Origin of the sequence: Streptomyces sp. NPDC053493 (assembly GCF_044544825.1) — a bacterium.
In the GTDB taxonomy this organism is placed as follows: Bacteria; Actinomycetota; Actinomycetes; order Streptomycetales; family Streptomycetaceae; genus Streptomyces.
Genome location: NZ_JBITXS010000010.1, coordinates 26,551 through 38,855, shown reverse-complemented (window position 1 = coordinate 38,855; position 12,305 = coordinate 26,551). Strand labels below are relative to the sequence as shown.

Sequence of the window (12,305 nt, the reverse complement as noted above, 5' to 3'; positions counted from 1 at the left end):
CTACGGCCAGGGCACCTGCGGCGAGCGGTAGAAGTCGACGCCCAGGGCGCTCAGGCGCGGCCCCTGCTCGGCCAGGCGCAGCCGGTACGCCTCCCAGTCGTGGCTCGCGGCCGGTGACCAGCCCAGTTCGGCGATGCCCGGCAGGCGCGGGAAGGCCATCTGGTCGATGTGGGCGCTCTCGGAGACCGTCTCCGTCCACAGCGGCGCCTCGACGCCCGCGACGGCCGACTCCGGCAGGCCCGGCAGCAGGGTCGCCGGGTTCCAGTCGTAGGAGCGCTGGACCTCGACGTAGCCGGCCCAGGCCAGGCCGAGCCGGGTCTCCTTGGTGTACTTCATGTCGAGGTACGCGCGGTCGGCGGGCGACAGGATGACGCGGGTGCCGTTCCGCCCGGCCGCCGCGACCTGTTCCTTCTCGGCCGCCGAGGAGCGGTCCAGGCCCCAGTACTGGGCGAGCGCGCCGGGCGCGGGCCGGGCGCCGGTGATCTGGTGCCAGCCGATGACGGTCTTGCCGTGGGCCGCGACGACCGGCTGGACGCGGTCCATGAAGGCGACGTAGTCGGCGTGGCTGGTGGAGTGGGCCTCGTCGCCGCCGATGTGGAGGTAGCGGCCCGGCGTGAGCGCGGCGAGCTCGCCGATCACGTCGTCGACGAAGTCGTACGTGACCTCCTTCGGCACGCAGAGCGAGCTGAAGCCGACACCGGTGCCGGTGTAGAGCGGCGGGGCGACGCCGTCGCAGTTGAGTTCGGCGTAAGAGGCGAGGGCAGCGTTGGTGTGGCCGGGCATGTCGATCTCGGGGACGACCTCCTGGTAGCGGGAGGCGGCGTAGCGGACGATCTCGCGGTAGTCGTCCTTGGTGTAGAAGCCGCCCGGTCCGCCGCCGACCTGGGTGGAGCCGCCGTGGGCGGCGAGCCGGGGCCAGGAGTCGATCGCGATGCGCCAGCCCTGGTCGTCGCTCAGGTGCAGGTGCAGAGCATTCACCTTGTAGAGGGCGAGCTGGTCGATGTAGCGCTTGACCTGGTCGACGGTGAAGAAGTGGCGGGAGACGTCGAGCATCGCGCCCCGGTAGGCGAAGCGCGGGGTGTCGGTGACGGTGCCGCCGGCGATCTTCCACGGACCGGGCTGCACGGTCCGCCGCTCCACGGCGGCGGGCAGCTGCTGGCGCAGGGTCTGGACGCCGTGGAAGAGCCCTGCGTGCGCGCGGGCGGTGAGGGTGACTCCGCCGCGGCCGGAGCGCAGCTCGTAGCCCTCGTCGCCGAGCGCGGTGGCGCGCGGGTCGAGGCGGAGCCGGATCCCGCCGAGGCCCGCGGCCTCGTCGAGGACCGGCAGCGGGTAGCCGGTGGAGGGGCGGAGCAGGGCGGCGAGGTAGCCGCCGATCTCCCGGGCCTCGGCATCGGTGGAGTCCACCCGGATGGCGGTCGCCCGGCTGAGGGTGTACGGCGTGCCGCCGGGCGTGACGGAGGCGGGCGCGGGCACGACGGCGCCGAGCGGCCGTACGGCGCTCGCGGCGGCGGCTTGGGCGGGCCGGTCGGGCGCGGCGTCGGCCCGTCCCGCGAGGGCGCCGGCGGCGAGCAGGAGGGAGAGGGAGGAGAAGAGGAGCGGAAACGTTCTGCGCTGTCTCACAGGCATGGCCTTTCGATGGGCGTCTGACTGCGGGCGATGCGTATCCGAACAGTCACCATGCGTACCGTGCACCTCATCCGCGGTCAAGGTGTAGACCAATTAGCCCGTTCGGAGGCGCGATCATGGAGCCCTCTGCCCGATATCGGGCAGAATTCTTGCAATGAATCGCGGGTTGCCCTCAGTATTCACGGGTGCTCGAACGCCGACCGTCGCACGACGACCTCATCGACCACCTGGTGCGCAGCACCGCGCTCCAGCGCGGTGAGGCCGCCCGGGTGGTGCTCGACGTGCTGGCGTACTTCGACGAGTCGACCGAGGAGTTCGTCCGCCGCCGCCACCGCGAACTGCAGTCCGGCGGCTCCGTGAACGCCGAGATCTTCGAGCGCATCGCGGCCGAACTGCCGCACCGCGCCGTGGCGCCACCGGAGCTCTCGCTCCGGCAGCTGCGCCGGATCGTCTACGGCTGAGCACACCTACCTACCTGGAGGGGTCAGACCTTTATGTGCGGAATCGTCGGTTACATCGGAAAGCGTGACGTCGCCCCGCTGCTGCTCGAAGGACTGCAGCGGCTCGAGTACCGGGGTTACGACTCCGCGGGCATCGTCGTCACCAGCCCGAAGGCCGCCGGCCTGAAGATGGTGAAGGCCAAGGGCCGGGTCCGCGACCTGGAGGCCCGCGTCCCCAAGCGCTTCGCCGGCACCACCGGCATCGCGCACACCCGCTGGGCCACCCACGGCGCCCCGAGCGACGTCAACGCCCACCCGCACCTCGACCCCGAGAACAAGGTCGCCGTCGTCCACAACGGCATCGTCGACAACGCCGCCGAACTGCGCGCCAAGCTGGAGGCCGACGGCGTCGTCTTCGCCTCCGAGACCGACACCGAGGTCATCACCCACCTCGTCGCCCGCTCCCAGGCCGACTCCCTCGAGGAGAAGGTCCGCGAGGCGCTCAAGCACATCGAGGGCACCTACGGCATCGCCGTCATGCACGCCGACTTCAACGACCGCATCGTCGTGGCCCGCAACGGCTCCCCGGTCGTCCTCGGCATCGGCGAGAAGGAGATGTTCGTCGCCTCCGACGTCGCCGCCCTCGTCGCCCACACCCGCCAGGTCGTCACCCTCGACGACGGCGAGATGGCCACCCTCAAGGCCGACGACTTCCGCACGTACACCACCTCCGGCGCCACCACCAACGCCACGCCCGAGACCGTCGAGTACGAGGCCGCCTCCTACGACATGGGCCGCCACGACACGTACATGCACAAGGAGATCTCCGAGCAGCCCGACGCGGTCGACCGCGTGCTGCGCGGCCGGATCGACGACCGCTTCTCCACCGTGCACCTCGGCGGCCTCAACCTGGACGCCCGCGAGGCCCGCTCCATCCGCCGGATCAAGATCCTCGGCTGCGGCACCTCGTACCACGCCGGCCTCATCGGCGCCTCCCTCATCGAGGGCATGGCCCGCATCCCGGCCGACGCCGAGCCCGCGTCCGAGTTCCGCTACCGCAACCCGGTCGTCGACCCCGACACCCTCTACATCGCCGTCTCCCAGTCCGGCGAGACCTACGACGTGCTCGCCGCCGTCCAGGAGCTCAAGCGCAAGGGCGCCCGCGTCCTCGGCGTCGTCAACGTCGTCGGCTCCGCCATCGCCCGCGAGGCGGACGGCGGCGTGTACGTCCACGCCGGCCCCGAGGTCTGCGTCGTGTCCACCAAGTGCTTCACCAACACCGTGGTCGCCTTCGCGCTCCTCGCCCTGCACCTCGGCCGCATCCGCGACCTGTCCGTCACCGACGGCAAGCGGATCATCGAGGGCCTGCGCAAGCTGCCCGGCCAGATCGAGGAGATCCTCAAGACCGAGGACGAGATCCAGAAGCTGGCCAAGGAGTACGCCGGCGCCCAGTCGATGATGTTCATCGGCCGCGTCCGGGGCTACCCGGTCGCCCTGGAGGCCTCCCTCAAGCTGAAGGAGATCTCCTACATCCACGCCGAGGCCTACCCGGCCTCCGAGCTGAAGCACGGCCCGCTCGCCCTCATCGAGCCGGCCCTGCCCACGGTCGCGATCGTCCCCGACGACGACCTGCTGGAGAAGAACCGCGCCGCGCTGGAGGAGATCAAGGCCCGCAGCGGCCGCATCCTCGCGGTCGCCCACCAGCCGCAGGAGAAGGCCGACCACACCATCGTCGTGCCGAAGAACGAGGACGAGCTCGACCCGATCCTCATGGGCATCCCGCTCCAGCTCCTCGCCTACCACACGGCGCTCGCCATGGGCCGCGACATCGACAAGCCGCGCAACCTGGCCAAGTCCGTCACGGTCGAGTAGCGGCTCCTCGGGCCTGTCCCCCGACGAACCGCACGCCGGGCCTGTCCCCCGGCGGTCGACCGGACACGAAAGCGGTCCCCGTGCCTCCCAGGAGCACGGGGACCGCTTTTTCTTTTTGGGGGCTCGGTTCGCCTCCGGGCCGCTGTGAGCCGGACTCACAGCGCCGTACGTGCTCGTCCCCTCGTTCCTCGGGGACTGCGCGCGTTCGTCACTGTTCCTCCGGCGCGGCCCTTCGGCTCACTCGCCGTTGGGCCACTGGCCGACTACGCCGGGGGCCCTTCGGTCAGGCCGTCGCCGCGCCGCGGGAGCGGCGGGCCACGGAGGTGGGCCAGCCGGTCACCGCGGCCGTCGCGCCGTACCAGGCCGCGAGGCCGGCCACCGCGGCGACCCAGCCGCCCGCCTTGCCGAGGCCCGCGTTGTCGGCGAGGGCGCCTATGCCGAGCAGCAGCAGGCCGACGAAGAGCAGCCCGTACACGCCCTGGCCGAAGAGCCCGCTCCCGCGCGCGGCCACGGTCAGCGTCAGCGCGAGGAGCGCCCACAGCAGCAGGAAGAGTCCCGCGGCCTCGGCCGAGCCGCCGCCGTCGCCGGCCCCGGTGCCCCAGGTGAACCAGAAGGCGCCGAGCGCCGCATGGGCCGTGCCCTCCGCGGTGCTGCCCGCGCGCAGGGCGAGCAGTCCGACGAGGAACAGGGCCACACCGCCGACCCAGGTGGCGAGCCCGGCGGCGTCGGCCGCGCCGACGTGGTCGATCACGCCGGTGGAGCCGAGCCCGAAGGCCAGCAGGGTCAGTCCGAGTGCGAGGTGTCCGAGGGTGGAGGTGCTGTTTCCCGCGGCGGCTTCATTGGACACGGCGGGCTCCCTTCAGGTGTGCAGTTGTGCTGCTGGGGCGCTTTGTTCCGGTGACCTTTTATGTACCCTTCACAAGCGCACAATTCACCTGAGGAAGGCCGAAATTATGGCCGGTTCAAGGGAGTTGGGGGCGACAGAGACAGCCGGGACGGCGCGCGGCGGAAGGGGCGCGCGTTACGGGATCACGATGACGGGGCGCTGGGCGCGCCGTGCGAGACGGCCCGCGACCGAGCCGAAGATCCGTCCGACGATGCCGTGCGTGGAGCCGACCACGATCGCGTCGGCCGCGTACTCCCGGCCGACCTCCTCCAGCTCGTGACAGATGTCGCCACCGCGCTCGACGAGGATCCAGGGCACCTCGGAGAGGTGGTCGGCGCAGGCCAGCTCCAGGCCGAGGACCTCGGTGCGGTGGTCCGGCACGTCGACGAAGACCGGCGGCTCGCAGCCCGCCCACACGGTGGTGGGCAGCCGGTTCGCGACGTGCACGATGATCAGACCGGAGCCGGAGCGGCGGGCCATGCCGATGGCGTACGCGAGGGCGCGCTCACTGGACGTCGAGCCGTCGAAGCCGACGACGACGCCGTGCCGGAAGGCCGGGTCGCAGGCGTGACGTGGCTGTTCCACCGCGAGGGGGTCGACCGTGGAGTCGGCGACGCGCTTGCGGTCCGCGGGTTCGGGGATTTCGTGACCGGCCATCGGTGTCTCGGCGAAGAAGGTCCTCTGGAGAGGGGCGGAAAGGACGGGGAGCGGAACAACGTGTGGCGGCGGAGCTGTGTCCGGGAATCGTCTTCCCAACCCCATACCCCCAAGGGTACGGCGACACTCCTCCCGTGCCCAGGGCCTCCACGGGGTGACCGCGAGGGCGCCCGTACGGCGTTCCAGGGAGCATGCACGAGCCGCGCGCCGTAGCGCAATGCCGGATGTGCCCTACAGGTGTCCGTACGGGGGCCAAACGGACGCCCCGCGCAGTGACCGGAACGTTCCGCTCCTCGTTCCCACAGGTCACGCCACCGTCGCAGGGAGTTCGCCCGTGCCCGCACCGTCGCCCACGGACACCGCCGCCGGCCGCGCCGCCGCCGACCGCGCCACCGACCTCGCCGCCGCCGAGACGGTCACCGCCTTCGTCGTACCTCCGGCCGCGGCCCGTGCGGGCCGCGGGCCCGGCCGGGCGACGGGGCGGCGCCGGGCGCCCGAGCCGGCGGGACCGCAGGACGCGGCGAGCGACGTGGTGCGCTGGGCGGCCTTCTGCTGCGTGCTGGTCCCGGTCGTGCTGCTCGTCTACGGGACCTCGGTGGGCGGGGCGGCCGGCGCGGCCCTCGGGCTCGCCGCCGTGACGACGGCCTGCCGGGTGCTGCTGCGGCGCTCGGAGCGCGGTCTGCGGGCGGAGCAGCGGGCGGAGCAGCGGGCCGGTTCACGGGACGGGCGAGGCGGTCCGCAGGGCCCGGACCACTCGCGGAGTTGACAGGGTCGTACAGCCGATCCCGTATGTTTTCAGCCAAGTTGCTGTCACCGGCGAGTCCTTGGCCGAAGACCGCTCAACCCGCGTAGGTCCAGGCATCACCGCTCTGGGCTGCGCCTGGCGATCGAACGCTTCACGCCAAGTTGCCATGTCGACAATGTCCCGGAAGGAGAACGTGGCTCTGCGGCTCCCCGGGACGCAGTAGATTCGATCATGGATACCGAAGACTGGGGTCTCGTGCAAAACCGAGGGGAAACGTGGCACAGCGACACGACCAGGGAGACGCCAACACCGAGGGGGGCTTAGCGTCATGAGCCAGGACTCCGCCGCACCGGAGGCGGCACGGAAGCTGTCCGGGCGCCGCCGTCGCGAAGTCGTCGCGGTACTGCTGTTCAGCGGTGGCCCCATCTTCGAGAGCTCCATCCCGCTCTCCGTTTTCGGCATCGACCGCCAGGACGCGGGCGTGCCACGCTACCGGCTGCTCGTCTGCGCCGGCGAGGACGGCCCCCTGCGGACCACAGGCGGGCTCGAACTCACCGCGCCGTACGGCCTGGAGGCGATCAGCCGCGCCGGCACCGTCGTCGTGCCGGCCTGGCGCTCGATCACCTCGCCGCCGCCACCGGAGGCGCTCGAGGCGCTCCGCCGGGCGCACGAGGAGGGCGCGCGCATCGTCGGCCTGTGCACCGGCGCGTTCGTGCTCGCCGCGGCCGGCCTGCTCGACGGTCGCCCGGCGACCACCCACTGGATGTACGCGCCGACGCTCGCCAAGCGCTATCCGTCGGTCCACGTGGACCCGCGGGAGCTCTTCGTCGACGACGGCGACGTGCTGACCTCGGCCGGCACCGCGGCCGGCATCGACCTGTGTCTGCACATCGTGCGGACCGACCACGGCACGGAGGCCGCGGGCGCCCTGGCGCGCCGCCTGGTCGTCCCGCCGCGGCGCACCGGCGGGCAGGAGCGCTACCTCGACAGGTCTTTACCCGAGGAGATCGGCGCCGACCCGCTGGCCGAGGTCGTCGCCTGGGCGCTGGAGCACCTCCACGAGCAGTTCGACGTGGAGACCCTGGCGGCCCGCGCGTACATGTCACGGCGGACCTTCGACCGCCGCTTCCGCTCGCTGACCGGCTCCGCGCCGCTGCAGTGGCTGATCACCCAGCGGGTGCTCCAGGCGCAGCGGCTGCTCGAGACCTCCGACTACTCGGTCGACGAGGTCGCGGGCCGCTGCGGCTTCCGCTCGCCGGTGGCCCTGCGCGGCCACTTCCGGCGGCAGCTCGGCTCCTCGCCGGCCGCCTACCGGGCGGCCTACCGGGCCCGGCGGCCGCAGGGTGAGGGCGGCGGCCCGGCGCTCCTGGACGCGGTCGTCCCGGCCCAGGGAGCCCAGGTCCACGCCCAGGCCCACGGCGCGCCGCGCCGCCCGGGCCACCCGCTGGAGGCGGGCAAGCCGCAGTCGGACGCCTTCGCGCCCGGCCGGCCGGCCCTGCCGGGCCAGCGCAGCGCCCCGTAGCGCTGCACCCCGTACGGCGCGAGCCACAAGCCCCGCGCACCGAGAAGGACCGAAGGGCGCCCGCGGCACCACCGCAGGCGCCCTTCGGGCATCCATCGGCCATAAGGTAGGACGCATGAACGATCGCATGGTGTGGATCGACTGCGAGATGACCGGGCTCTCGCTGACGGACGACGCACTCATCGAGGTGGCCGCGCTGGTCACCGACTCGGAACTGAACGTGCTCGGCGAAGGCGTGGACATCGTGATCCGCCCGCCCGACGCGGCCCTGGAGACCATGCCGGAGATCGTGCGCCAGATGCACACGGCCTCGGGCCTGCTCGACGCCCTCGCCGCCGGCACGACGCTCGCCGACGCCGAGGCGCAGGTCCTCGCCTACGTCCGCGAGCACGTCAAGGAGCCCGGCAAGGCTCCGCTGTGCGGGAACTCGGTCTCCACCGACCGCGGCTTCCTCGCCCGTGACATGCCGGCCCTGGAGAACCACCTCCACTACCGGATCGTCGATGTCTCCTCGGTCAAGGAACTGGCCCGCCGCTGGTACCCGAGGGCGTACTTCAACAGTCCGGAGAAGAACGGCAACCACCGGGCGCTCGCCGACATCCGCGAGTCCATCGCCGAGCTCCGCTACTACCGCGAGGCGATCTTCGTCCCGCAGCCCGGCCCCGACTCCGACACCGCGAAGCAGATCGCGGCCCGTCACGTCCTGCCCGCCGAATGACCTCCTCCGGCTAGCCCCCCGCCGGCCCCGCTCGCGCCCACCGGACCCGCCTCGGGAAACGTGTGCGCGAGCACCCTCCGGGACCCTGTAGACTTCTTCTCGGCCGGTCGGGGAAACCTTCGGGAAAACCGCCGGTCGTGGTGGGTATAGCTCAGCTGGTAGAGCACCTGGTTGTGGTCCAGGATGTCGCGGGTTCGAGTCCCGTTACTCACCCTGAAGACTGAGGCCCCGGTTCGGAAGAACCGGGGCCTCAGTCGTGTCTCCAGGCGGCACGGGACGAGGCGGGGCCCGTCGCCCGTTCGGCCGAGGCGGCGGGTCGGGGTGGATCGACGCTGTTAGCGTCCCTTTATGTCCGATATCTTCACTTTCTCTCCTCGGGGACGAGGTGAGGCCGGGTGGGAGTGATCAAGGACCATCCCGAACTCGCCGTGTTCCTCTGCCTCGGCGCCGGATACCTCGTCGGCAAGCTGCGCGTCGGCCCCATCACCCTCGGCGGCATCTGCGGCACGCTGATCGTCTCGCTCCTCCTCGGTGCCTGGACCGAGGTCCAGGTCGACGCGGACGTCAAGACCGTCTTCTTCGCGATCTTCATCTTCGCCCTCGGCTACATGGCGGGGCCCCAGTTCTTCGCCAACCTCAACAGGAAGAGCCTGCGCTTCTTCGCGCTCTGCGGCATCGAGCTCGTCTGCGTCGTCGGCATCGCCCTCGGCCTCGCCAAGGCCTTCGACCTCGACGTCGGCACCGCCTCCGGCATCCTCGCCGGCGCCGCCACCGAGTCCGCCGTGGTCGGCACCGCCACCGAGGCCATCGGCAAGCTGGACGGCCTGACCGCCCAGCAGATCAGCACCTACCAGGGCCATGTGGCCACCGCGTACACCGTCTGCTACCTCTTCGGCCTGGTCACCATCGTGATCTACACCAGCCAGATCATGCCGATGCTGCTGCGGATCAACCTCCGCGACGCCTCGCGCGCGCTGTGGGAGCGGATGCGCGGCGGCTCCGGCGGCCTGGAGGCCGACGAGCGCGAGGCGCTGCCCGGCATGGTCGGCCGCACCTTCCTCGTCACGATCGCCGACGGCGCCACCGTCTCCCAGCTGGAGCGGCAGAACGGCAGCCGGGTCACCGTGGAGGCGGTGAAGCGGGGCGCCCGCGTCCTCACCCCTCCCCCGCCCGACTTCGAACTCACCCTCTCCGACCTGGTCCTCATGGTCGGCCGCCGGTCCAGCATCATCGACGCGGGCCGCCGCATCGGCCCGGAGACGCCGGCCGTCCCCGGCCTCGACACCCCGCTCGCCACCGCCCAGGTCTCGCTCACCGACAAGTCCGTCTCCGGCCGCTCCCTCGACGCGCTGAGCAAGGACCACCCGGAGTTCGCCACCAGCGGCGTCTATGTCACCGAGGTGCAGCGCGGCGACCAGGTGCTGCCCGCCACGCCCGAGACCGAGGTGCACCGCGGCGACGTGCTCACGCTCGTCGGCGCACGGTCGGCGCTCGGCAGCCTGGTCGCGAAGATCGGCTCCGTGGTGCGCAACGACGCCACCGACTTCATCTACCTGGGCGCGGGCATCACGGCCGGCTCCCTGATCGGGCAGATCGTGGTGAAGTTCGGCGGCGTGCCGCTGTCGCTCGGCACCGGCGGCGGCTGCCTCGTCTCCGGGCTGCTCTTCGGCTGGTTCCGCTCCCGCAGCCAGACCTTCGGCGCCTTCCCGCCACAGGCCGCCACCACCCTCAAGGACATGGGCCTCGCGGTCTTCATCGCCTGCACGGGCCTGGTCTCCGGCCCGCAGGCCGGGCCGCTGCTCAAGGAGTACGGTGCGCTGCTGCCGTTCGCCGGGATCGCGATGGTGCTCGTGCCGGCCACGCTCTCGCTCCTCGTGGGGCGCAAGCTGCTGCGGATCGAGCCGCCCCTGCTGATCGGCGCCATCGCCGGCCAGCAGTGCTCGACGCCCGCGATCACCTCGGTCACCCAGGTCGCGCAGAGCTCGGTGCCGATGCTCGGCTACACGATCACCTACGCCCTGTCGAACTTCCTGCTGCCGCTGACCGGTCCGCTGCTGGTCGGCGTCCTCGGCGCCTAGCGGCTTGCTCACCGAGACGGACGAGACCGCACCCACTCCCGTAAGGACGGTAGGACCGTGCCCAAGACCACCTTCTCCCGCGAGGAGATCAAGTCCTTCGCGCAGCTCTCGCCCTTCGAGCTGAAGGACACGTTCATCAAGATCGCCGAGGCGGCGCAGGCCGGCGAGCCGGGCCAGAAGGGCAAGTCGCAGGTCCAGATGCTCAACGCGGGCCGCGGCAACCCCAACTGGACCGCCACCGGGCCGCGCGAGGCGTTCCACGCGCTCGGCTACTTCGCGCTCTCCGAGTCGCGCCGCGTGTGGACCGCCGACGACCTGGGCGGCATGCCCGAGCGGGCGGGCTCGGGCGCGCGCTTCGACTCCTTCGTACGGCGCCATCCCGATCTGCCCGGCATCGAACTGCTGCAGCGGTGCGTGGAGTACGCGGTCGAGCGCTTCGGCTTCGACAAGGACGCCTTCGTGCACGAGCTGACCGACAGTTCGATCGGCGACACCTATCCCGTACCGGACCGCATCCTCGGCCACACCGAGCAGATCGTCCGCGCCTACGTCGCCGAGGAGCTGTTCGACGGCCGCCCGCCGGCCGGGACCGTGTCGTACTTCGCGACCGAGGGCGGCACGGCGGCCATGTGCTACGTCTTCGACTCGCTGACGAAGAACGGGATCCTGGCGAAGGGCGACCGGATCGCCCTGATGGTGCCGGTCTTCACGCCGTACATCGAGATCCCCGAGCTCGACACGTACGGCTTCGACGTCGTCCACGTCGAGGCCTCGCTCTTCGCGGAGACCGGCGTGCGCGAGTGGCGCTATCCGGCGGAGGAGGTCGCCAAGCTCGCCGACCCGTCGGTCAAGCTGGTCTGCCTGGTCAATCCCTCCAACCCGCCCTCGCTGGCGCTGAGCGAGCGCGTGACGGACCAGATCAAGGACATCGTCGCCACCGCCAACCCGAACCTGGTGATCGTGACGGACGACGTCTACGGCACCTTCGTGCCCGGCTTCCGCTCCCTGGCCGCCGAGCTGCCCCACCACACGCTGCTCGTCTACTCCTGGTCCAAGCACTACGGCGCGACGGGCTGGCGCCTGGGCGTCATCGGCCTGAACGACGACAACGTCATCGACCGGATGATCGCCGAACAGCCCGCGGCACGGAAGGCGCGGCTGCGCGAGCGCTACGGCGCGCTGTCCCTGGAGCCGGACCGGCTCCGCTTCATCGACCGGCTGGTCGCCGACTCCCGGCAGGTCGCGCTCAACCACACGGCCGGCCTCTCGCTGCCCCAGCAGGTCATGATGTGCCTCTTCTCCCTCTTCGACCTGCTGCCGGAGGGCCAGGCCTACAAGGAACGGATCCGCGGCATCGTGCGCAAGCGCCTCGACCTGCTCCTCGAAGGCGCGCGGATGAGAATCGCCGACGACGAGCAGCGGGCCGGCTACTACGTCGAGCTCGACCTCCTCGCGGAGGCGGAGCGCGTCCACGGCAAGGACTTCGCCGACTTCCTGGAGAAGAACTACGAGCCCGTCGACCCGCTCTTCCGGCTCGCCGAACAGACCGGCGTGGTCCTTCTCAACGGCGGCGGCTTCGACGGCCCGCAGTGGTCGGTGCGGGTCTCCCTCGCGAACCTCGACGACCTCGACTACCTGAAGATCGGCCACCACCTGCGGGCGCTCTTCAACGACTACGCGGAGGAATGGCGTACGGCGAGGGCGGGTTGAGGGGCGCGCCCCGGGCGACGGTGGGGTGGCTCCGCCCGGGGCGCGCGTGTG

The 12,305-nt window shown here is 71.5% G+C and carries 10 protein-coding genes and 1 tRNA gene; 8 read left to right on the top strand and 3 right to left on the bottom strand.

Features of this window, described 5'->3' with window-relative positions; genetic code table 11:
- Positions 1-1,626: a beta-N-acetylhexosaminidase gene (locus ACIGO8_RS25775; RefSeq protein WP_399735163.1), complete on the bottom strand. Its 1,626-nt coding sequence runs from the start codon at positions 1,624-1,626 to the stop codon at positions 1-3.
- Between the two features lie 185 nt (positions 1,627-1,811).
- Here ACIGO8_RS25775 and ACIGO8_RS25770 point away from each other — a divergent pair, with 185 nt between their 5' ends.
- The gene (locus tag ACIGO8_RS25770; RefSeq protein ID WP_345488104.1) at positions 1,812-2,087 is read left to right on the top strand and encodes a hypothetical protein; all 276 of its coding nucleotides are present in this window, start codon (positions 1,812-1,814) and stop codon (positions 2,085-2,087) included.
- 33 nt (positions 2,088-2,120) lie between these two features.
- On the top strand, positions 2,121-3,938 hold the full coding sequence (gene glmS / locus ACIGO8_RS25765) for a glutamine--fructose-6-phosphate transaminase (isomerizing) (protein WP_399735160.1): 1,818 nt from the start codon (positions 2,121-2,123) through the stop codon (positions 3,936-3,938).
- A gap of 283 nt (positions 3,939-4,221) precedes the next feature.
- Here glmS and ACIGO8_RS25760 read toward each other — a convergent pair whose 3' ends face one another.
- Both ACIGO8_RS25760 and ACIGO8_RS25755 read right to left on the bottom strand, forming a co-directional pair.
- Positions 4,222-4,785, bottom strand: a complete 564-nt coding sequence (locus ACIGO8_RS25760; RefSeq protein ID WP_399735157.1) for a GPR1/FUN34/YaaH family transporter — start codon at positions 4,783-4,785, stop codon at positions 4,222-4,224.
- Between the two features lie 174 nt (positions 4,786-4,959).
- Positions 4,960-5,481 carry a universal stress protein gene (locus ACIGO8_RS25755; protein ID WP_399735154.1) on the bottom strand — a complete coding sequence of 174 codons (522 nt, stop codon included), beginning with the start codon at positions 5,479-5,481 and terminating at the stop codon, positions 4,960-4,962.
- A 334-nt stretch (positions 5,482-5,815) separates the two neighbouring features.
- On the opposite strand from ACIGO8_RS25755, the gene ACIGO8_RS25750 reads away from it, so the two are divergent.
- The 6 genes from ACIGO8_RS25750 to ACIGO8_RS25725 all read left to right on the top strand — a co-directional run bounded on the left by ACIGO8_RS25750 (position 5,816) and on the right by ACIGO8_RS25725 (position 12,254).
- Positions 5,816-6,247 carry a hypothetical protein gene (locus tag ACIGO8_RS25750; RefSeq protein WP_399735151.1) on the top strand — a complete coding sequence of 144 codons (432 nt, stop codon included), beginning with the start codon at positions 5,816-5,818 and terminating at the stop codon, positions 6,245-6,247.
- A gap of 307 nt (positions 6,248-6,554) precedes the next feature.
- Positions 6,555-7,748 carry a helix-turn-helix domain-containing protein gene (locus ACIGO8_RS25745; protein ID WP_399735148.1) on the top strand — a complete coding sequence of 398 codons (1,194 nt, stop codon included), beginning with the start codon at positions 6,555-6,557 and terminating at the stop codon, positions 7,746-7,748.
- 115 nt (positions 7,749-7,863) lie between these two features.
- Positions 7,864-8,466, top strand: coding sequence for an oligoribonuclease (orn, locus tag ACIGO8_RS25740; RefSeq protein WP_399735145.1), 603 nt, complete (start codon positions 7,864-7,866; stop codon positions 8,464-8,466).
- Positions 8,467-8,606: 140 nt separating this feature from the next.
- A tRNA-His gene (locus ACIGO8_RS25735) sits at positions 8,607-8,679 on the top strand.
- 182 nt (positions 8,680-8,861) lie between these two features.
- Positions 8,862-10,544, top strand: coding sequence for an aspartate-alanine antiporter (aspT, locus tag ACIGO8_RS25730; protein ID WP_399735142.1), 1,683 nt, complete (start codon positions 8,862-8,864; stop codon positions 10,542-10,544).
- 57 nt (positions 10,545-10,601) lie between these two features.
- Entirely contained in the window at positions 10,602-12,254 is a 1,653-nt protein-coding gene (locus ACIGO8_RS25725; RefSeq protein WP_399735139.1) for a bifunctional aspartate transaminase/aspartate 4-decarboxylase, read from the top strand.
- Positions 12,255-12,305 lie beyond the last annotated feature (51 nt).

Excerpts from the sequence above, each read along its gene's own strand:
- ACIGO8_RS25745 (WP_399735148.1), top strand. The coding sequence starts at position 6,555 with ATGAGCCAGGACTCCGCCGCACCGGAGGCGGCACGGAAGCTGTCCGGG.
- ACIGO8_RS25755 (WP_399735154.1), bottom strand. The coding sequence starts at position 5,481 with ATGGCCGGTCACGAAATCCCCGAACCCGCGGACCGCAAGCGCGTCGCC.
- orn (WP_399735145.1), top strand. The coding sequence starts at position 7,864 with ATGAACGATCGCATGGTGTGGATCGACTGCGAGATGACCGGGCTCTCG.
- glmS (WP_399735160.1), top strand. The coding sequence starts at position 2,121 with ATGTGCGGAATCGTCGGTTACATCGGAAAGCGTGACGTCGCCCCGCTG.
- ACIGO8_RS25775 (WP_399735163.1), bottom strand. The coding sequence starts at position 1,626 with ATGCCTGTGAGACAGCGCAGAACGTTTCCGCTCCTCTTCTCCTCCCTC.